This is a genomic window from Cellulomonas sp. P5_E12, from assembly GCF_054049315.1.
The window spans coordinates 1-18,434 of sequence record NZ_JBFUMP010000010.1 but is presented as its reverse complement, the minus strand read 5'-3'; the positions used below and the strand labels follow the sequence as shown (position 1 = coordinate 18,434).

Genomic DNA, 18,434 nt, shown 5'->3' with positions numbered 1-18,434 from the left:
TCGATCGGTGGTGAAGCTCTTCCGCCGACGCGTCGACTGGGTGCTCGCTGACGGTGTCGAGCGGCACGCGCTCTCGCCGAGCACGTTCCGGATCGTCGACGACGAGGCGAAGGCCGCCCTGCGGGAGGGTGACCGCGTCAAGGTGATGGTGGTGCCGTCGGAGGGTATCGCCGAGCGTCTCTGGGTCGTCGTGAGCTCGGTCGGCGACGAGGTGCTGCACGGGACGTTCGCGAGCGACGCCGTCGAGCTTCGTGGGCTGCACGCGGGCGACGTCGTGACCTTCGAGAGGCGGCATGTCCTCGGGATCGGGCGGCGCGACGCCTGAGGTCGTGGCATCTGGCTGAACCTGTGGACGCCGCCCCGTCGGCCCTGAGGCTCGCCCCTACGCTCGCGCTCGTGGAGTCCACCCCGATTGCGCACCCCCTCGTCTGGCTGACGTGCACCACGGATTCGCGCTACGTGCGCCGGGCCGTCGACGCGCAGTGGCGGCGCCTGCTGGTCCGGCCGCGGATGGTCGTGGGCGAGGTCTTCGTCGCGCTCCTGCTCGTGCTCGCGCTGGTGGCACCCGAGGTCCGCGGAACCGCGCTCGTGGTGGCGGCGGTGCTGGTCGGCGGCGTGCTGCTCGCCTACGTCAAGGCGTTGGTCGGCTCGGCCCGCCGCGTCCCTGCGGGCACGCAGCTCAAGGTCGCCCTCGACGGGGATCGGCTCGTCGGGGAGGGGAAGGCAGGGACGACGTCGGTCCGGCTCGCGGCCTTCCGTCGGGTGATCGTGGGGCGGCACGTCGTGCTGCTGGAGAACCGCACCAATTCCTACCTCGCGGCGTACCCGCGCGAGATATTCCCGGACGGGGTGCTCGAGGACCTGCGCAACCGCATCGAGGGTGCGTCGCCGGAGGCGCCCGCAACGACGGCGGCGCCCGCTGCGCGACCGCGTCCCGGTGCGCTCGCGTCCTACACGACCGGCCCCGGCTACGTCGACCGCGTGGTCAGCGCGTACGTCAGCGAGGTCGTGTTCGCGCCCCGGCGCGTCCTCGTCCAGGTGCTGATCGCCGTCGGGCTGTTCGTGACCGGCGTCGTGCTGACCGGTGGCGGGACGGCCGGTGTGGTGGCCGGCCTCGTCTACGTCGGGCTCGGCGGCTCAGTCGTGGCGTGGTCGATGTGGCGTCAGCGCAACCGGTTCGCCCGTGTGCTGACGGGCCAGGTCCCCGTGGGGTCCACGTTCCGTGCGGCGCTGCTGCCGGGCGGGGTCTGGGTCGAGGGGCCGGCCGTGACGGGCGAGACGAGCTACGCGGCGTACCGGTCGGTGTCCGTCCGCGACGAGCTCGTGTTCCTGCGCGCCCGGGACACCCCTCTGTACTGGATCTACCCCGCGCAGCTGTTCCCCGGAGCGGCCCTCGACCTGCTCAGGGAGAGGATCGGCGCCGCAGGGTCCGCGACGCCGGCCCGGAAGGCTCAGACGCCCCGGTCGACCCGGTAGCGCACCGCTAGTCGACCGTCGCGAACGAGCGGCGGCCGTACTCGAGCCAGGCGACGAGATACGCCAGTCCGGTGACCACGCCCACCGTGGCGGTCGCTGCCGGGCCCGCGCCCGCGGCCTCGGCGACGAGCGCGCCGAGCGTGCCCGCCACCAGGGTGTTGACGACGTTGACGAACATGGCCGTGCTGCCGGCCACGTGGCTGAACGTCGAGCGAGGCAGGCCCATCGTGTAGGTGCGCATGAGGCCCGCGCGGTCGACCTGCCACGACGTCACGAGGTAGTCGCCGATCTCGGGGTCCAGTGCGACGTAGGCCGCACGGAGCCGGTTCATCCCGAGGATCAGTGCGCTGTCGTCGTGGCTCGCGTTCATGACGCGCACCCCGGTGAGCGTGCCGAGGATCAGGGCGGCCGAGGCGAGCCCGATCGAGAGGACGGTGAACGGGGTGCCGAAGCCCGACGCCTGGGCGACCAGTGCCAGGACGACGAGAGAGGCCGACACGACCGTCAGGTGGATGGTGATGCGGCTCATCACCTCCGACCAGAGCGTGCTGCGGGTGGCGAGCAGGCTCCAGTGCTCCGTGGCGAGGATCTGGGCGCGGATCGCCTGCGAGGGGGTCGCGGGCGTCTCGGGTGAGGACATCGACGTCTCCTTCCGGCGCTGGTGCCCACGCTAGGACGCCTCGGAGCGCGCCGGGAAGATGGAAGGCCCGCGACCCGCATCGCTGCAGGTCACGGGCCTTCGCTGAGGGCTCAGGCGCCCTCGTCGACCCGGTAGATCTCGTCCGCGACAAGGCCGTGCGCCTGCCGGTGGACGGTCGCGGCCGCCTCGGCGTCGGGGGCGTCGACCAGACAGAAGATCTTGCCCTGAGCCTCGTCGACCCAGTACTTCAGGTAGTTCACGTTGTAGGAACCCTGGGTGTGCAGGTCGGCCTGGTGGGCCTGGGCGACATCGTTCATCCCCACAGGTCCGTCGATGTGGTGGATGTCCATGAACAGCGGCATTGTCGTACTCCTTGCGTGATGTGCCGGTATGACACGATCAGCCTCGTGGTGAGCACGTCCGCGGACCATGACCGCGTCACCGGCCTTCCTGATCGGGACCCCACGTACCCGGTCCTGCTGCAGACCGCGCTGGAGCGGCTCCGGCTGGAGGGCGCCGTCTTCCTGCGGGCCGAGTACCGCGAGCCGTGGACGTACGAGTCGATGTCCGGCCCCATGACCGCCGCCATGCTGCGACCGGGCACCGATCGAGTGGTGCTGTTCCACGTCGTCGCGTCCGGGTCGTGCTGGGTGGCGGTCCGTGGTGGCGCGAAGCACTGGGCGGGCCCCGGGGACGTCATCGTGCTGCCGTACGGCGACCAGCACACGATGGGTGGCCTCGAGGTCGCCGACGTCGTGCCCATCACGACCTTCATGCCGCCGGCCCCGTGGGCGCAGATGCCGGTGCTCCGGTACGGCCGGGACGGCTCCGAGACCGACGTCGTCTGCGGCTACCTGCACAGCCTCGACCCGCTCTTCGACCCGGCGTTGCGGGCACTGCCGTCGGTGTTCGTCGTGCACCCGACCGGCCCGGCGGCGCACTGGGTGCGTGCCAACATCGAGTACGCGCTCGAGCAGACGTCGGCGGGCACCCTCGGCATCCCGACCCGCCTGCCCGAGGTGCTGCTGGTCGAGGTCCTGCGCCTGCACCTGGCGACCGCCCCGGCGGTGGACCAGGGCTGGACCGCGGCGCTGCGCGATCCCGTGCTGGCACCCGCGCTGGCGTCGATGCACCGGCGGCCGGAGCGCAAGTGGACCGTCGAGCTGCTGGCGCGGGAGTCGCTGGTGTCCCGGTCGCAGCTGGACACCCGGTTCCGTGAGGTGCTGGGCCGCTCGCCCATCCGCTACCTGACCGAGTGGCGCATGCACATCGCGCAGGACCTGCTGGCGACGACCGATCTCGGGGTGGTCGCGGTGGCGCGCCAGGTGGGCTACGACTCGGAGGAGGCGTTCAGCCGCGCGTTCAAGCGTAGTCGCGGGGACGCGCCGAGCGTCTGGCGGGCGGGGCACTCGACGCTCTCCTGACCCGCAACGCACCGTTGAGCCGCGCCGACCTGAACCGGGCGCCGCTGAGGTCCGCGCGGTCGAGCTCGGTGCCGCTCAGGTCGGAAGACCGGTCGTCGCTCGTGCCCGGCAGGCTAGGCGGAGGGACCGCGTCGAGCCCGGGCGGACGAGACGATCAGCACCAGCCCGACGACGGCGATGATCGGGCCGACCACCGCCCACAGGGTGACCCCCGTCATCGCGCTCCCCCCGAGGTAGCCGAGCCCCTGGAACGTCCAGATCGCGCCGACGACGAGCAGCACGGCGCCGAGCACGATCAGGGCCGGCTTGCGCATGGGTCGTCTCCCTCGGGCATCAGGTACGGGCGCTTCCAGTATCCCCGCGCAGTTGACGGGTGCGGGAGACTTCGGAGGTCAGGGCACCCGATCCCGAGGTGGGCAGCGATGGACGGACGGCCCGTCGCCGGCCACGTGGTGCTGCAGAGCGCCGACAGCAGCGACTACGCGTCGTTGCGGCGTCGGCCCGTGACCCGTGAGGAGCGCTACCGGACGGGCCACGCCCTGCGGGACACGGTGCCGCGCTCGTCGCTCGGGGACTGGTCGCCCACGGACCGCGACCCCGTCGCACAGATCATCGAGAGCCACGAGGGGCGCCTGGAGTCGCTGATCCCGCTCCGCGTCGGACGCATGGCCGCCTCGCCGTACGGGTTCCTGCGCGGGTCGGCGGTCGTCATGGCCAACGACCTGGCGACCCTGCCCGCGACCGGCATCACGCCCGTCGTCTGCGGCGACTCGCACCTGGGCAACTTCGGCTTCTACGCGTCGCCCGAGCGCGACCTGGTCATCGACCTGAACGACTTCGACGAGGCCCATCCCGGCGCGTGGGAGTGGGACCTGCGTCGGCTCGTCGCCAGCATCTGGGTGGCGGGCCGGCAGAACGGTGCACCCGAGCACGCGTGCGAGTCGGCCGCCGTCGCCTGCAGCGCCGCCTACCGCGACGAGATCCGACGCCTGGCCGACCGGCCCCTGCTCGCGCGCTCGTTCGAGCGGCTGGACGTCGACCGGATCCACGAGCGCGCGCCGCACGGGACGCTGGCCGCCGAGATCGACCGGGCCGTCAAGCGCGCCCGGACCCGCACGAGCGACCGCGCGCTGCCGAAGTTCACGGCCTCGGAGGGCGGCCAGCGCCGCATCGTGGAGCAGCCCCCGCTGATCACGCGCCTGTCCGATCGTGAAGCGGACCTCGTCGCCCAAGGCCTCGACGACTACCTGGCCACGCTCGCCCCGCACTGGCGCCGGGCGCTGGGCGGCTACACGCTCGTCGACGTCGCTCAGAAGGTCGTCGGCGTCGGCTCGGTGGGCCTGCTCGCGTACATCGCGCTGCTCGAGGGATCGAGTCCCGACGACGTCGTCTTCCTCCAGCTCAAGCAGGCGCGACGCTCGGTGCTGGCCCAGCACGTACACGGCGACAGCGCCTGGCACGCGCACCAGGGCCAGCGGGTGGTCGAGTACCAGCAGGCGCTGCAGACCGTGAGCGACCCGCTGCTCGGGTGGACGACGGTGGGCGGCCTGCAGTTCTACGTGCGCCAGTTCCGCAACATGAAGGGCACGGTCGCGCTGGACGCGATCGACGCGGCCGCGCTCGCGGACTACGCCGGGATCGTCGGGCGGCTGCTGGCCAAGGGCCACGCGCGGACCAGCGGGGCGTCGATGATCTCGGGCTACGGCGGCCGGTCGGACAAGCTCGACACGGCGATGGCGCGGTTCGCGCTCGCCTACGCCGACCAGACCGAGGCCGACCACGCCGCCCTGGTCCGGGCGGTCGCGGCGGGGCGGCTCCCGGTCGAGCGCGGCGTCTGAGGACCGGGCCCTCGTCGGATACGTTCGCCCGATGAGCAGGGCGAGCGTGGTCGGCGGCGGGCCGGCGGGTCTGATCGCCGCGGAGGTGCTGGCCCGGGCCGGCGTCGCGGTGACGGTCCTCGACCGGATGCCGTCCCCCGCCCGCAAGTTCCTCCTGGCGGGTCACGGCGGGCTCAACATCACGCACTCCGAGGACCTCGACCCGTTCCTGGCGCGGTACGGCCCCTCGGCCGACCGGCTCGCGCCGATGCTCGAGAGCTTCAGCCCGCAGGACCTGCGCGACTGGTGCGCGGGCCTGGGTGAGCAGACGTTCGTCGGGTCGAGCGGACGGGTGTTCCCGCGGTCTTTCCGCGCGACGCCGCTGGTCCGCGCGTGGTTGGCGCGCCTCGCCGATCTCGGTGTCGTGATCGAGCGGCGGCAGCGGTGGACCGGCTGGACGGACGGCGGGCTGCAGCTCACGGGTGCCGACGAGGCGACGCACGAGGTCGTCGGCGACGTGACCGTCTTCGCGCTCGGGGGAGCGTCGTGGCCGCGGCTCGGCGCCGACGGCGGATGGGTCGGTCCGTTCTCCGAGCGAGGGGTGGCGACGACGCCGCTGCGGCCCGCGAACGTCGGGATGCGCGTCGAGTGGACCGGGACGTTCGCGGACCGGTTCCAGGGGGCGCCGCTCAAGCATGTGGGGTTGTCGGCCGGCGAGCAACGGTCCCGCGGGGACGCGATGGTCACGCGGACCGGTATCGAGGGCGGCCCGGTCTACGCGATCGGCGCCCCGATCCGCGACCGCCTCGAGACCGACGGACGATGCGTTCTCGAGGTCGACCTCCGTCCGTCGCTCTCGCACGAGCAGGTCGCCGAGCGGCTGCAGCGCCGTCGGCCGAAGGACTCCGGCTCGAACTGGCTGCGCCGGACGCTCGCCCTGGACCCGGTCGCGATCGGGCTGCTGCGGGAGGCTGGTGCGTTGCCGAGTGACCCGTCGGCGATGGCGTCGCTGGTCAAGGCGGTGCCGGTGGTGGTGACCGCGACGATGCCGATCGAGCGGGCGATCTCGACCGCGGGCGGCATCGCGTGGTCGGAGGTCGACGAGTCGCTCATGCTTCGGCAGCTCCCGGGCACGTTCGTCGCGGGCGAGATGCTCGACTGGGAGGCGCCCACGGGCGGCTACCTGCTGCAGGCCTCGTTCAGCACGGGCGTGGTCGCGGCGCGGGGCGCGCTGGCCTGGCTCGAGCGGTAGTCGTCAGCCGCACTCGTCGCAGATGCCGGTCGCCGGGAGGGTCATCAGGCACGTCGGGCAGATCACGGGTGCGGCTTCGCGGGTGGGGGCGGCCCGGACGACCGGCGTGCGTGTGGCCCGCGGCGCGCGGACCGGGGCGGCCCGCACGGCCGACGCCGGCTCGGTGACCTCGAAGCCGCGCTTGCGCAGGATCGCCACCGCGCTCTGCATGCCGCCGTGGAACTCCTCGGTCGTCGCGAGCCGTCCCGTCGCATACCGGTGCGCGACGCCGAGGACCGCCCTCGAGTCGTAGCTGCGGCCCTCGTGGACCAGCGGGTAGCCCGCGGCCGGCGTGAACCCGTAGAGGTCGAGGAACTCGCTGCCGCCGCGCTCGTCGTACTCGGCGATCGCCTGGAGGACGTGCTGGCGCGAGACGGAGGAGAAGGTGGCCACGACGAATGAGCGTACGTCGGACCGTGCCCGATCGGTCCACGGTCGGTTCCGCGACGACATGACGAAGGGCCCGTCACCCACATCGCTGCAGGTCACGGGCCCTTCGGTGCGCGGAGGATGGGGGATTCGAACCCCCGAGGGCTTTCACGTCAGCGCTCAGCGTCTTCGATGTCGGTGAGGCAGCAAGGCGCCAGGCCGGCCCGACTCGCTCGCGCGACGTAGCTCCCGGAAGCGAGGGCCTTGCCGTGCGCCGTGAGGTGGCGGCCTCACTCGGCATCAGACATTGTCTTGTCACGAGGCTCGCGCGCGGGCCGTACGTCGACCCGCAGGAGCGGCAGTGACCGACACCCCCTCCACCTCACGCTGGAAGCAGTTCTGGGACCGAGGCGGGTGGTGGCGGGCGGTTCTGGTCGCCGTCGCATACCTCGTCCTCTACATCCTGGGCGGCCAGCTCGTGGGCGTCCTGTTCGGTGACCAGGTGAACACCGAGGACTTGCTCGCGACGCCGCAGAGCGTGTTCTTCGGGCTCGTGCTTCCCCTCGCGTTCGGCGCCGTCGTGCTCATCGCGTTCGTGGCGTCCGTCGGCTGGTTTCCGGCGCTTTTCGCACGCCAACCGATCCGCGGCCGCTGGTGGATGTGGGTCGCGCCCGTCGCCGTGCTGGCAGCGATCGTGCTGCGGCTGCTCGGCATCGACTACGCCTCCTACGCCTCCGGGGTGGTCGCGGTGACGTTCCTCGCCGGCCTGCTCGTGGGCTTCGTCGAGGAGATCCTGACCCGCGGCATCGTCGTCAAGATGCTGCGCGACGCCGGGAAGTCCGAGTGGGTCGTCATGGTGGTCTCGTCGCTGATCTTCGCCGTCCTGCACGCGACGAACATCCTGTCGGGGCAGCCCGTCGTCACCGTCCTGCTGACCGTGGTGTTCGCGTTCGGGTTCGGCATCTGCATGTACCTGACCCTGCGGGTGACCGGCCACCTGATCTGGCCGATGCTGCTCCACGGCCTGTACGACCCCACGCTGTTCCTGGCCACCGGAGGGATCGACGAGGTTCACTCCGGACCTCAGAGCCAGCTGCTCACGCTGGCGGGGCCGGCGAACATCTTGTTCATCCTCATCGCCGTCGCGGGGCTGATCTTCGTGCGTGGACGGGTCCAGCGCACGCAGGAGGTCGGTGCCGCGTGATCGAGGTCGAGCGGCTCTCCAAGACGTACGGCGACAAGGCCGCCGTCCAGGACCTTTCCTTCACCGCCGCCACCGGCCGCGTCACGGGGCTCCTGGGGCCGAACGGAGCCGGCAAGTCCACGACGATGCGGATGATCCTCGGGCTACACCGTCCGACCAGCGGGACGGTCCGCATCGACGGGCGCTCGTTCGTCGACGACCCGGCGCCGATGACGTCGGTCGGAGCGATGCTCGACGCCCACGCCGTGCACCCCGGCCGGACGGCGCGCAACTACCTGTCCTCCCTGGCCGCGACGCACCACCTGCCAGCCACGCGGGTGGACGAGGTCCTGGAGCTCACCGGGATGACGGCGGCGTCGGTGCGACGGGTTGGGACGTACTCCCTCGGCATGGTCCAACGGCTCGGGATCGCGGCCGCACTGCTCGGAAGCCCGCGCACTCTGGTCCTGGACGAACCGGTCAATGGGCTCGATCCCGACGGCGTCCACTGGGTCCGCGAGCTGGTGCGCAGCCTCTCGGCCCATGGCACGACGGTTCTGCTGTCCAGCCACCTGATGAGCGAGATGGCCCAGACCGCCGACGACGTCGTCGTCCTGGGACGCGGTCGCCTGATCGCCGCCGGCCCGATGGCGGACGTCGTTGCGGCCGCGACCGCCAGCAGCGTGCGGGTCCGGCTCGCGACGGGTGAGGCCACCGAGCCGCTCACCGCGGCGTTGAGTGTCGCGGGTGGCACGATCGCTCCCCATGGTGACGCGCTGATCGTGACTGGGCTCACCAGCGAGCAGGTCGGTCAGGTCGCGGCGAGAACCCGATCGGTGCTGGCCGAGCTCATTCCTCAGAGCGCCTCGCTGGAGGACGCCTTCTTCGAGCTGACCAAGGGTTCCATCGAGTACACGACGGGGGGAACGACGCGATGACGGTCACGACAGAGACCACCGTGGCCCGGCGGCTCGACTTCGCCGGATTGCTTCGCAGCGAGGTGATCAAGGCTCGTGGCCTTCGCTCGATCCAGTGGTTGCTGGCCCTCATCGTCGCGCTCCCCATCGTGATCGCGGTGCTCTCGGCGCTGACGACCGACGCGACCGGCGCGACGCACGATGAGCTCGTCGCGCAGGCGCTGTCCGCCGGCACCGGGACCAACTGGGTGCCGCTGCTGCTGGTCCTGCTGCTCGGCACGATCGTGGCGACGGCGGAGTACGAGCGCGGAGCGGTGCAGATGACATTCACCGTCGCACCGCGGCGCTCGTCCGTCGTCTTCGCGAAGGCGACACTTGTCGCCGCGACCGTCCTCGTCATGACGCTCGTGTCGTTCGTGATCGCCTACCTGGCGGCAGCCGCGCTGCTGGGCGGTGACCAGCCAGCAAGCCTCGGCGACCCCGACGTCCTGCGCGTGATCGTCGGTATCGCCCTGTACGCGGCTGCCGTGGGCGTGATCGCCATGTGCCTCGGGTTCCTGACGCGCTCAAGCATCGGTGGCGTCGCCGCGACTATTGGGTTCCTCTACGTGCTTCCCGCACTGCTGGAGGCCATCCCGATCGAAGCGGTCGGCTGGTTCGCTCGCACGATCCCTGGGGCTGCGGCCACCCCGCTGGAGCTCCCGGGCCACCCGACCGGAGACCTCACGTTCACCACCGCGCTGGTTGCCGTCGTGCTCTGGACCGCTGCGACTCTCCTTGTCACCTGCGCCGTGGTGCGCCGCCGGGACGTGTGACGCCCTCGAACCCGGAGTCTTCCGCGACGGGTGCGACCCCATCAGCTGCCTACTGAGGTGTCTACCGAGCGGGCAAGACGAAGGGCCCGTGACCTACATCGCTGCAGGTGACGGGCCCTTCGACCGGCGGAGGATGGGGGATTCGAACCCCCGAGGGCTTTCACCCAACACGCTTTCCAAGCGTGCGCCATAGGCCGCTAGGCGAATCCTCCCGGCCGACAGAGGATACCCGAGGTCGACGGGTGCGCCGAATCCCGCTCGCTGACGGCCGTCGCCGCGCAGGCTGTCGTCCCTGCGGGGCAAGATCTACGCTTGTCGGGTTCCGGGCCTGCCACCCCCGGGGGCCCGCCAAGGCAAGCGAGGAGCGAGGCCATGGCGCACGGCGACATCACGCACATCGACATCCCGGCAGACGACCTCCCGCGGGCGACGGCGTTCTACTCGGCGCTGTTCGGCTGGGACATCAAGGAGCCGCCCGGCTACGAGGGGTACCCGATGTGGTCCGCCCCGAACGGCATCAGCGGCGGCGGGATCACCGCCCGGGCGGGCAACCTGCAGGTGCCGCGCAGCTACGTCGAGGTGGACTCGATCGACGACACGCTCGCGCGCGCGCAAGGGCTCGGCGGCCGCACGGTCCTGGAGAAGACGGAGATCTCCCCGACCAGCTGGTGGGCGGCCCTCGAGGACTCCGAGGGCAACCAGATCGGCCTGTACGAGGGCACGACGGCAACCGACTGACCGACACCCGTTCACCTGGGCGTCGTGCGCAGGGGTGATGATGCGGCCATGACCACGCTCATCGCCCAGGATCTCCAGCCCGACGTCGACCTCGCGCTGCGCGCCGTCGAGGCCGGCCTCGCGGTCGTGCGGGGGACCGACGACCGCGCGGTCCTGCGGCTCAAGGGTCCGAACGACCTGGTCACCGCGGTCGACCTGGCGACGGAGGACGCGGTCGTCGGAACGTTGCGGGCCGGGTCGTCGCTGCCGGTCCAGGGCGAGGAGGGTTCGCCGCGGGAGTCCGCGCCCGACCGCTGGGTCGTCGACCCGATCGACGGGACCGCGAACTTCGTCGCCGGCCTGCCGCTGGTCGCGTGCACGCTGGCTCGGCTCGCGGGCGGTGAACCCGTGGTGGGCGTCACCGCGGACGTGACCACCGGCGAGATCGTGTGGGCGTCGCGCGGGGCCGGGACGTGGCGCCGGACGGACGACGGGGACGTCCGGGTGTCGACCCTCGGAGGCCCGCTCGACTCGCTCACCGTGACGGTCGGGGACCTGTCGTGGACGTCCGTCGCTCCCTGGCCGCTCGACGTGCGCGCCGGCGCCCTGCGGGAGGTGGCGGCAACCGTCGGCAAGGTGCGGGTCGTCGGGACGTCGGCCACCGAGCTGGCGTGGGTCGCGACGGGCCGTACGTCGGCCTCGATCGCGTTCGGGAACGCGGCCTGGGACGTGGTGGCAGGCGTGGTGCTGGTCCGGGAGGCCGGCGGGGTCGTCGTCGACGCGCGCGGAGAGCCGTGGTCGCTGGAGTCCGACTCCATCCTGGCGGCGGCGACGCCCGAGATCGCCGACGCGATGGTGGCGGCCGTCGCGCGCGGGCTGGCGGTCGTCACGAGCTGAAGCGGTCTACCTGCCGGATCTTGTTCGTCGCGTCGAGCGCGGCCACCTTGTACGCCTCCGAGAGCGTCGGGTAGTTGAGGACCGTGTCGACGAGGTAGTCGACCGTGCCGCCGCACGCCATGATCGCCTGGCCGATGTGCACGAGGTCGGTGGCGGAGGTCCCGAAGATGTGGACGCCCAGCAGCTCGCGCGTCTCGGTGTCGACCAGCAGCTTGAGCATCCCGTAGGAGTCGCCGACGATCTGCCCGCGCGCCAGCTCGCGGTAGCGAGCGACGCCGACCTCGTAGGGCACCGCCTGCGTGGTGAGCTCCTCCTCGGTGCGCCCGCAGTAGGAGATCTCGGGGATCGTGTAGATGCCGATGGGCTGCACGGACTGCAGCTCCCGGGCCGGCTCCCCGAACGCGTGGTAGGCCGCGAGGCGTCCCTGGTCCATGCTCGTCGCCGCCAGCGCGGGGAACCCGATGACGTCGCCGACCGCGAAGATGTGCGGCACCGCGGTGCGGTACTGGTCGTCGACCGCGATGCGCCCGCGCGAGTCCGCCGACAACCCGGCCGCCGCGAGGTTGAGCGCGTCGGTCTGCCCCTGCCGCCCGGCCGAGTACATGACGGCGTCGGCGGCGATGCGCTTGCCCGAGACCAGACGAGTGACGGTGCCGTGCGTGTTGCTGTCGACGCCCGCGACCTCCTCGCCGAACCGGAACGACACCGACAGGTCCCGCAGGTGGAACTTCAGCGACTCGGCCACCTCCGGGTCGCACATCTCGAGCATCGCCGGCCGCTTGTCGATGACCGTGACGCGGGTGCCCAGCGCCGCGAACATCGACGCGTACTCGATCCCGATGATCCCGGCGCCGACCACGACCATCGAGTTCGGCACCTTCTCGAGCGCGAGCACGCCGTCCGAGTCGAGGACCGTCCTCCCGTCGAACTGCACGGTGTTCGGCCGGTGCGGCTTGCTGCCCGTCGCGATGACGACGAAGCGCGCGGTGAACTGGGTCCGGCGGGTGCCGTCGTCGTCGAGGACCCCGACGGTGTGCTCGTCGAGGAACGAGCCCGTGCCGTTGAGGATGTCGACGTGGTTGCGCAGCAGCTGCGCGCGGATCACCTCGTGCTCGCGGCCGATCACGTGCTGCGTGCGGGCGAACAGGTCCTCCATCGTGATGTCGGACTTCACGCGGTAGCTGGCCCCGTAGACCTCCCGCTGCGCCATGCCGGTCAGGTACATGACCGCCTCGCGCAGGGTCTTGCTCGGGATGGTGCCCGTGTTGGTGGAGACGCCGCCCATCATGTGCCGGCGCTCGATGATGGCGACCTTGTGGCCGAGCTTGGCCGACGCGATCGCGGCCTTCTGCCCGCCCGGACCCGAGCCGATCACCATGAGGTCGTAGTCGTAGCGGGCGTCAGCCGGTTCCTGTGCCGCCGCGGACTCGCCGGGAACCCCGTCAGTCGCCATGAAGGCAGTCTGCAACCAAAGCCGCCACCATGTGAGTCCAGCAGGTGAACGTTGGCCGGGCGACAGCTCCGTCGGCCCGCTGACGCGGTCATCGTCACCGACGGATCGGGTTAGGATTTCCGGCAGACCCCTCGTGCGGCGTCATCTCGCTGAACTCCCCCAGGGCCGGAAGGCAGCAAGGGCAGGTGAGCTCTGGCGGGTGTGCGGGGGGTCCTTTCATGCCCGCATGGCGAGCCGCGTGAATGTCTGGGCCACCCCCGCCTCCCGCTTCAGCCGCCGGACGAACAGGTCCAGCGCCGCCGGGTCGGTGACCACGGCGTGCAGCAGGTAGTCGTACGACCCGGTCACGTGGACGGCGTCGAGAACCTGCGGGAAGCCCCGCCGGTCCAGCGCCTCCGTGAAGTCCTCGTTGGTGGTCCCGTCGGCCAGCCGCACCTCGACGAACACCTCGAGCCCCGGCCCGGGTGCGACCGCGGCGGCTCCGCGGACGATGGTGAACGCGCGGATCGTGCCGTCGGCCACGAGCCGCCCCACGCGGTTGGCGGCGGCGTTCGGGCTGAGGCCGACGCGGGCGCCGAGCTCGCTGTAGGGCAACCGCGCATCCGCGGTCAGCTCGCGGAGGATTGCGTCGTCGATGGCGTCCACGATGCGATTCTCGCAGTGTGCCGACGAATTTCGCAGATCGAGCGTGACGCGATGGATCTCCATCGCGCAGGCTCGGCCGCATGACCACGGCCTTTCTGCTCGGCGTGCTCGCGGGCCTCTCCGTCGCCATGCCCGTCGGGCCGGTCGGCGTGCTGCTGCTGCGCACGGGCCTGGTCGACGGGGCACGGGTCGCTGTCGGGGCGGCCTGCGGCATCGCGACGATCGACCTCGGCTACGCGGTGCTCGCCGTGGCGCTGGGGGCGCCGGTGAGCCGGGTGCTGGGGCAGCACACCGAGCTCGTCCGGTGGGTCAGCGCCGGGGTGCTCGTGGTCGTCGGGGTCGTCACGGCCGCTCGGGCGTCGCGGGACCCCGTCGCGGCCACGGTGGTCGCTCCGTCGGCGCCGCGGGCCTACCTGCGGTTCGTCGGGCTCACGGCCGTCAGCCCGCTCACGGCCGTCACGTTCACGACGATCGCCGTGGGGCTGGCGGCGCAGGTCGGGGGAGCCGGGCCGGCGTCGGCGTTCGTCGTCGGCGTCGGGCTGGCCTCCCTGGCGTGGCAGCTGGTGCTCGCCATGACCAGCGGGGCGCTCGGTCTGCGCGTCCCGCCGCAGGCACGCCGGTGGGTGTCGATGGCCGGCGCGGGCGTCGTCGTGCTCGCGGGCGTGGCACTCGTCGTCTGACCCGGCGGCTGCGGTCCCACGGTGGGCGGACCCGTGTCCGCCCGCGGGCGCACGCCGGTGCCTCCAGAAGCAGCCCGGGGGCCGACGCGAACCGGCTGCCGCCGGCACCAGCCTGAGAGCATGACCACCGCCTCGCCCCGCCTCTCCGCCCGCGGCCTCGTCAAGCGCTTCGGGCCGACGACCGCCCTTGCCGGCGTCGACGTCGACCTCGCCGCCGGGGAGTCGCTCGCCGTGATGGGCCCGTCCGGGTCCGGCAAGTCGACCCTGCTCCACTGCATGGCCGGCATCCTGCTGCCCGACGCGGGCGCAGTGGCGCTCGATGGGCGCGAGGTCGGCGGGTTGTCTGACCGCGAGCGCTCGCTGCTGCGGCGCCGGCACTACGGGTTCGTGTTCCAGTTCGGGCAGCTGCTCTCCGAGCTGCCCGCCATCGAGAACGTCGCCCTGCCCGCGATGCTGCTGGGGACGTCGCGACGCGATGCCACCGCGCTGGCCGGGCAGTGGCTCGGCTCCCTCGGGCTCGCGGGGATGGAGGGCAGGCGACCGGGCGAGCTCTCGGGCGGCCAGGCACAGCGCGTCGCCGTGGCACGCGCCCTGATCACCGGCCCGGCGGTCGTGTTCGCCGACGAGCCCACGGGCGCCCTCGACCAGTCCACCGGGCACGACGTCATGCAGGTCCTCACGCAGACCACCAAGGCGGCGGGTGCGTCGCTGGTCGTCGTCACCCACGACGCCCAGGTGGCCGACTGGTGCGACCGGCGCATCGAGGTGCGCGACGGGCTCGTCGTCGGGGCCGGCGCGCCCGCCGAGGTCGCCCGGTGAACGCCGTCGTCGCCCTCGCGCCCCGGTTCCAGCGTGCCGGGGGCCGCGACGCCCGCGTGACGACCGGCCTGGCGATCACGGCGTTCGCGGTGACGACCGGGCTCACGCTCAGCGTCGTCGGCGGCCTGCTGGGCTTCGCCGCCCGCGCCGCGCTGCCGGTCCCGCCGGGCCAGAACGACGTGCGCAGCCTGTACCTGACTCTCGCGTGGATCGCCGTGGTGCTCCTCGTCGTCCCCCTGGTGACGCTCGGTGGCGCCGCCGCCCGCCTCGGGGTCGCGCGCCGCGACGCACGCCTGGCCACCCTGCGGCTCCTCGGTGCGACACCCCGCGAGGTGGTCGGGCTGACGGTCACCGAGACGGCGTGGCAGGGGTTCGTCGGCGCCCTGCTGGGCATCGTGCTCTACGCCGCGCTGCTGCCCGTCTGCGCGCTCCTGCCGTTCCAGGGCACGACGTTCAGCGTGGCCGAGCTGTGGGTCGGTTGGCAGGGGCTCCTGATCACGGTCGTCGCCGTGCCGCTGCTGGCGGCCCTGTCCGGGGCCTTCTCGCTGCGCCGCGTGAGCGTGTCGCCGCTCGGGGTCGCGCGTCGCGAGACGCCGAAGGGCATGACGTGGCTGCGTCTGGTGGTCGGCGTCGTCGGCATCGGCACGTTCATGGTGGTCAGCGCGGCCGCCGGAGCGCTCGGCGCCGCCGCGGCCGGGGCGCTCGTCGGTGCGCTGGCGGTCGGCTTCGCGACGCTGAACGCGGTCGGGCCGTGGGTGCTCGGGCTCGTCGGCAAGGTCTCCTTGAAGCGCGCGACGACGCCCGCCCGGCTGCTCGCCGCTCGGCGCCTGCTCGACGACCCGAAGGCGGCCTGGCGCGTGGTCGGCGGGCTGGGGTTGGCGGGGTTCGTCGCCGGGGCACTCGCGGTCCTGCCGGCGATCACGGCGGTCGACACGTCCGCCGACCCGGAGGGCGCAGTGCTCATGGACGACCTGGTCACGGGCGCGATGGTGACCCTGGTGGTCGCGTTCCTGCTGGCCGCCGTGTCCGCGGGCATCGCGCAGGCCGCCGGCGTGCTGGACCGGCGCCGTGAGATCGCGCTGCAGAACCTCGCCGGCACGCCCGTCGAGCTCCTCGACGCGGTTCGTCGGCGGACCGTGCTGGTGCCGCTGCTGTTCGTCGCCGTCGGCTCGGCCGTGGCCGCGCTGGTCATGTTCTTCCCGCTGTTCGGGCTGGCCGTCTTCAGCTCCCCGCAGGGCGTCGTGCTGCTCGTCGCGTTCCTGACCGGCGGGTGCGCGCTGGTGTTCGCGGCGACGGAGACGTCGCGGCCGCTGCTGCGATCGGTTCTGGCCGACACGGTGGTGCGCGCTGACTGAGTGAGGCTGAGGACGAGGGGCTCCGTCTGTCGGCGAGGGCGTCTAGGGTTCGTGGCGTGACGACAGCCCTGTACCGCCGCTACCGGCCGGAGAACTTCGCCGAGGTGATCGGTCAGGACCATGTCACCGCACCCCTGCGGCAGGCGCTGCGCAGCGGTCAGGTCAACCACGCGTACCTGTTCTCGGGCCCGCGCGGCTGCGGCAAGACGACGTCGGCCCGCATCCTGGCCCGCATCCTCAACTGCGCGCAGAACACCGAGGAGCACCCCACCGACACCCCGTGCGGCGTGTGCGAGTCGTGCGTCGAGCTGGCGCGCGGGGGCCCGGGCAGCCTCGACGTGGTCGAGATCGACGCGGCGAGCCACGGCGGTGTCGACGACGCCCGCGAGCTGCGCGAGCGCGCGACGTTCGCTCCGGCCCGCGACCGGTACAAGGTGTTCATCCTCGACGAGGCGCACATGGTCTCGAACCAGGGCTTCAACGCGCTGCTCAAGATCGTCGAGGAGCCCCCGCCGCACATCAAGTTCATCTTCGCGACGACGGAGCCGGACAAGGTCATCGGCACGATCCGGTCGCGGACGCACCACTACCCGTTCCGCCTGGTGCCGCCCGACGTGCTGGTGCCGTACCTCCTGCAGCTCTGCGACAGTGAGGGCGTGCCCGTGGCCTCGGGCGTCCTCCCGCTCGTGGTGCGCGCGGGCGGCGGCTCGGTCCGGGACACGCTCTCGGTGCTCGACCAGCTCATCGCCGGCTCCGGCGGCGGCGAGCTCGCGTACGAGGGCGCCGCGGCGCTGCTCGGGTACACGCAGGCCTCGCTGCTGGACGACCTGGTCGAGGCGGTCGCGGCCCGCGACGGCGCCTCGGCGTTCCGGGTGGTCGAGCGCGTGATCTCCACCGGGCACGAGCCCCGACGGTTCGTCGAGGACCTGCTCGAGCGCCTGCGCGACCTCATCGTCATCGCGGCCTCCGGCGACGCCGCCGACGCGGCCCTGCGGGACGTCCCGTCCGACCAGCTCGACCGCATGCGTCTGCAGGCGCGGCACCTCGGCCCGTCGGAGCTGTCACGCTCGGCCGACCTCTGCAACGCCGCGCTCACCGAGATGACCGGTGCGACGTCACCGCGCCTGCACCTCGAGCTGCTCATGGCCCGGCTGCTGCTGCCGGCGGCCGAGGACACGCGCACGGGCATCGGGGCGCGGCTCGACCGGCTCGAGCGGGGCCTGCCGGCCGACGGCGGCGCTTCCGTGCGGGTGCCGACACACGACGCGCCGCCCGCTGCTGCGCCCGCTTCGGTTGGTGCCGCTGCGCCAGCGCCCGTCGTCGCTGCTGCGCCTGCGCCGGTCGCTGCTGCTGCACCCGCTCCCGCTCCCGTGGCCGTGCCGACCGCGGAAGCCGCTCCTGCACCGGCATCGACGGCTGCGCCGCTTGGTGAGCCTGCCCCCGCCCGTGCCGCTGTCGTGACCCCTTCGTCTGCCTCCGAGCCCGTCGACGAGCCGGCTCAAGAGCCTTCCTCCGCCGTACCCGAGCCCGCCCCGGCGCCTGTGGCCCCAGCCGAGCACGCCCCGGCACCAGTGGCAGCTCCGGCGCCCGCCCGCTCCACCGGCGGCCCCGACACCGAGGTGCTCCGGCGTCGGTGGCCCGAGGTGCTGGAGACCGTCAAGGGTCTGCGCCGCGTGACGTGGGCGCTCATCGACCCCCGCAACGCGCAGGTGGCCGAGCTCGACGCGACGACGCTGCGGATCGCGTTCGACAACCCGGCGCTGGCCACCACGTTCCGCAACGGCGCCCACGCCGACGTCGTCGCCCGGGCGGTGCGGGAGACCCTGGGATTCGACGTCCGGGTCGAGGGCATCCTCGCGGAGCAGGTCGCGCCACCGGCGGCGCCGGCCGCGTCGTCGCCCGTCGCGACCGCGGGCGACCGCGCCAACCCCCGCGC

At 72.6% G+C, this 18,434-nt stretch carries 21 protein-coding genes, 1 tRNA gene and 1 other RNA gene; 15 read left to right on the top strand and 8 right to left on the bottom strand.

Annotated features, from left to right (window positions below; genetic code table 11):
* Positions 1-7: 7 nt before the first annotated feature.
* Both ACXJKA_RS10195 and ACXJKA_RS10190 read left to right on the top strand, forming a co-directional pair.
* Positions 8-325, top strand: coding sequence for a hypothetical protein (locus ACXJKA_RS10195; protein WP_456825084.1), 318 nt, complete (start codon positions 8-10; stop codon positions 323-325).
* 71 nt (positions 326-396) lie between these two features.
* Complete coding sequence (locus tag ACXJKA_RS10190) at positions 397-1,476, top strand: hypothetical protein (protein WP_456825083.1); 1,080 nt, start codon at positions 397-399, stop codon at positions 1,474-1,476.
* A gap of 7 nt (positions 1,477-1,483) precedes the next feature.
* Here ACXJKA_RS10190 and ACXJKA_RS10185 read toward each other — a convergent pair whose 3' ends face one another.
* Positions 1,484-2,116: a hypothetical protein gene (locus ACXJKA_RS10185; protein ID WP_456825082.1), complete on the bottom strand. Its 633-nt coding sequence runs from the start codon at positions 2,114-2,116 to the stop codon at positions 1,484-1,486.
* Positions 2,117-2,226: 110 nt separating this feature from the next.
* Positions 2,227-2,478, bottom strand: a complete 252-nt coding sequence (locus ACXJKA_RS10180) for a DUF4242 domain-containing protein (protein ID WP_456825081.1) — start codon at positions 2,476-2,478, stop codon at positions 2,227-2,229.
* Between the two features lie 45 nt (positions 2,479-2,523).
* Here ACXJKA_RS10180 and ACXJKA_RS10175 point away from each other — a divergent pair, with 45 nt between their 5' ends.
* On the top strand, positions 2,524-3,540 hold the full coding sequence (locus ACXJKA_RS10175) for an AraC family transcriptional regulator (RefSeq protein ID WP_456825080.1): 1,017 nt from the start codon (positions 2,524-2,526) through the stop codon (positions 3,538-3,540).
* Here the strand turns inward: ACXJKA_RS10175 and ACXJKA_RS10170 are convergent.
* Together ACXJKA_RS10170 and ACXJKA_RS10165 are read right to left on the bottom strand one after the other, a co-directional pair.
* The gene (locus ACXJKA_RS10170) at positions 3,479-3,619 is read right to left on the bottom strand and encodes a pentapeptide repeat-containing protein (protein WP_456825191.1); all 141 of its coding nucleotides are present in this window, start codon (positions 3,617-3,619) and stop codon (positions 3,479-3,481) included. The two genes, ACXJKA_RS10175 and ACXJKA_RS10170, sit on opposite strands and share 62 nt — an antisense overlap.
* Before the next feature lie 34 nt (positions 3,620-3,653).
* Entirely contained in the window at positions 3,654-3,854 is a 201-nt protein-coding gene (locus ACXJKA_RS10165; RefSeq protein ID WP_456825079.1) for a hypothetical protein, read from the bottom strand.
* A gap of 108 nt (positions 3,855-3,962) precedes the next feature.
* Between ACXJKA_RS10165 and ACXJKA_RS10160 the strand changes: the two genes are divergently transcribed.
* Both ACXJKA_RS10160 and ACXJKA_RS10155 read left to right on the top strand, forming a co-directional pair.
* Positions 3,963-5,378, top strand: a complete 1,416-nt coding sequence (locus ACXJKA_RS10160) for a DUF2252 domain-containing protein (protein ID WP_456825078.1) — start codon at positions 3,963-3,965, stop codon at positions 5,376-5,378.
* Between the two features lie 31 nt (positions 5,379-5,409).
* Entirely contained in the window at positions 5,410-6,609 is a 1,200-nt protein-coding gene (locus ACXJKA_RS10155; protein ID WP_456825077.1) for an NAD(P)/FAD-dependent oxidoreductase, read from the top strand.
* 3 nt (positions 6,610-6,612) lie between these two features.
* Here the strand turns inward: ACXJKA_RS10155 and ACXJKA_RS10150 are convergent, their stop codons facing one another.
* Positions 6,613-7,041: a hypothetical protein gene (locus ACXJKA_RS10150; protein ID WP_456825076.1), complete on the bottom strand. Its 429-nt coding sequence runs from the start codon at positions 7,039-7,041 to the stop codon at positions 6,613-6,615.
* A gap of 337 nt (positions 7,042-7,378) precedes the next feature.
* On the opposite strand from ACXJKA_RS10150, the gene ACXJKA_RS10145 reads away from it, so the two are divergent.
* From ACXJKA_RS10145 to ACXJKA_RS10135, 3 genes are read left to right on the top strand one after another with little or no spacing between them, the layout of a single operon-like run.
* Positions 7,379-8,221: a CPBP family intramembrane glutamic endopeptidase gene (locus ACXJKA_RS10145; RefSeq protein ID WP_456825075.1), complete on the top strand. Its 843-nt coding sequence runs from the start codon at positions 7,379-7,381 to the stop codon at positions 8,219-8,221.
* Positions 8,218-9,138, top strand: coding sequence for an ABC transporter ATP-binding protein (locus ACXJKA_RS10140; protein ID WP_456825074.1), 921 nt, complete (start codon positions 8,218-8,220; stop codon positions 9,136-9,138). The genes ACXJKA_RS10145 and ACXJKA_RS10140 overlap by 4 nt, the downstream gene beginning before the upstream one ends.
* Positions 9,135-9,932 carry an ABC transporter permease gene (locus ACXJKA_RS10135; protein ID WP_456825073.1) on the top strand — a complete coding sequence of 266 codons (798 nt, stop codon included), beginning with the start codon at positions 9,135-9,137 and terminating at the stop codon, positions 9,930-9,932. Before ACXJKA_RS10140 ends, ACXJKA_RS10135 begins: the two co-directional genes overlap by 4 nt.
* A 127-nt stretch (positions 9,933-10,059) precedes the next feature.
* Here the strand turns inward: ACXJKA_RS10135 and ACXJKA_RS10130 are convergent.
* Positions 10,060-10,144, bottom strand: a tRNA-Ser gene (locus ACXJKA_RS10130).
* Positions 10,145-10,304: 160 nt separating this feature from the next.
* Between ACXJKA_RS10130 and ACXJKA_RS10125 the strand changes: the two genes are divergently transcribed.
* Together ACXJKA_RS10125 and ACXJKA_RS10120 are read left to right on the top strand one after the other, a co-directional pair.
* On the top strand, positions 10,305-10,670 hold the full coding sequence (locus ACXJKA_RS10125) for a VOC family protein (RefSeq protein ID WP_456825072.1): 366 nt from the start codon (positions 10,305-10,307) through the stop codon (positions 10,668-10,670).
* 48 nt (positions 10,671-10,718) lie between these two features.
* Positions 10,719-11,546, top strand: coding sequence for an inositol monophosphatase family protein (locus ACXJKA_RS10120; RefSeq protein WP_456825071.1), 828 nt, complete (start codon positions 10,719-10,721; stop codon positions 11,544-11,546).
* Here the strand turns inward: ACXJKA_RS10120 and sthA are convergent.
* Positions 11,536-12,999: a Si-specific NAD(P)(+) transhydrogenase gene (sthA, locus tag ACXJKA_RS10115; RefSeq protein ID WP_456825070.1), complete on the bottom strand. Its 1,464-nt coding sequence runs from the start codon at positions 12,997-12,999 to the stop codon at positions 11,536-11,538. The genes ACXJKA_RS10120 and sthA overlap by 11 nt on opposite strands.
* 122 nt (positions 13,000-13,121) lie before the next feature.
* Here sthA and ffs point away from each other — a divergent pair.
* Positions 13,122-13,218: signal recognition particle sRNA small type (gene ffs / locus ACXJKA_RS10110), an RNA gene on the top strand.
* On the opposite strand, the gene ACXJKA_RS10105 is transcribed toward ffs, so the two are convergent.
* Positions 13,216-13,644: an Lrp/AsnC family transcriptional regulator gene (locus ACXJKA_RS10105; RefSeq protein WP_456825069.1), complete on the bottom strand. Its 429-nt coding sequence runs from the start codon at positions 13,642-13,644 to the stop codon at positions 13,216-13,218. The two genes, ffs and ACXJKA_RS10105, sit on opposite strands and share 3 nt — an antisense overlap.
* A gap of 80 nt (positions 13,645-13,724) precedes the next feature.
* On the opposite strand from ACXJKA_RS10105, the gene ACXJKA_RS10100 reads away from it, so the two are divergent.
* The 4 genes from ACXJKA_RS10100 to ACXJKA_RS10085 form a co-directional block, all read left to right on the top strand.
* Positions 13,725-14,324: a LysE family transporter gene (locus ACXJKA_RS10100; protein ID WP_456825068.1), complete on the top strand. Its 600-nt coding sequence runs from the start codon at positions 13,725-13,727 to the stop codon at positions 14,322-14,324.
* A gap of 120 nt (positions 14,325-14,444) precedes the next feature.
* Positions 14,445-15,143, top strand: a complete 699-nt coding sequence (locus ACXJKA_RS10095) for an ABC transporter ATP-binding protein (RefSeq protein ID WP_456825067.1) — start codon at positions 14,445-14,447, stop codon at positions 15,141-15,143.
* The gene (locus ACXJKA_RS10090) at positions 15,140-16,498 is read left to right on the top strand and encodes an FtsX-like permease family protein (RefSeq protein ID WP_456825066.1); all 1,359 of its coding nucleotides are present in this window, start codon (positions 15,140-15,142) and stop codon (positions 16,496-16,498) included. The genes ACXJKA_RS10095 and ACXJKA_RS10090 overlap by 4 nt, the downstream gene beginning before the upstream one ends.
* Positions 16,499-16,554: 56 nt before the next feature.
* On the top strand, positions 16,555-18,434 hold a 1,880-nt coding region (locus ACXJKA_RS10085; RefSeq protein WP_456825065.1), incomplete at its 3' end, for a DNA polymerase III subunit gamma and tau.

What these genes read in the sequence shown, in the direction of transcription:
- ACXJKA_RS10185 (WP_456825082.1), bottom strand. Translation starts at nt 2,116, where the DNA reads ATGTCCTCACCCGAGACGCCCGCGACCCCCTCGCAGGCGATCCGCGCC.
- ACXJKA_RS10180 (WP_456825081.1), bottom strand. Translation starts at nt 2,478, where the DNA reads ATGCCGCTGTTCATGGACATCCACCACATCGACGGACCTGTGGGGATG.
- ACXJKA_RS10165 (WP_456825079.1), bottom strand. Translation starts at nt 3,854, where the DNA reads ATGCGCAAGCCGGCCCTGATCGTGCTCGGCGCCGTGCTGCTCGTCGTC.
- ACXJKA_RS10160 (WP_456825078.1), top strand. Translation starts at nt 3,963, where the DNA reads ATGGACGGACGGCCCGTCGCCGGCCACGTGGTGCTGCAGAGCGCCGAC.
- ACXJKA_RS10155 (WP_456825077.1), top strand. Translation starts at nt 5,410, where the DNA reads ATGAGCAGGGCGAGCGTGGTCGGCGGCGGGCCGGCGGGTCTGATCGCC.
- ACXJKA_RS10135 (WP_456825073.1), top strand. Translation starts at nt 9,135, where the DNA reads ATGACGGTCACGACAGAGACCACCGTGGCCCGGCGGCTCGACTTCGCC.
- ACXJKA_RS10125 (WP_456825072.1), top strand. Translation starts at nt 10,305, where the DNA reads ATGGCGCACGGCGACATCACGCACATCGACATCCCGGCAGACGACCTC.
- ACXJKA_RS10120 (WP_456825071.1), top strand. Translation starts at nt 10,719, where the DNA reads ATGACCACGCTCATCGCCCAGGATCTCCAGCCCGACGTCGACCTCGCG.
- sthA (WP_456825070.1), bottom strand. Translation starts at nt 12,999, where the DNA reads ATGGCGACTGACGGGGTTCCCGGCGAGTCCGCGGCGGCACAGGAACCG.
- ACXJKA_RS10100 (WP_456825068.1), top strand. Translation starts at nt 13,725, where the DNA reads ATGACCACGGCCTTTCTGCTCGGCGTGCTCGCGGGCCTCTCCGTCGCC.
- ACXJKA_RS10095 (WP_456825067.1), top strand. Translation starts at nt 14,445, where the DNA reads ATGACCACCGCCTCGCCCCGCCTCTCCGCCCGCGGCCTCGTCAAGCGC.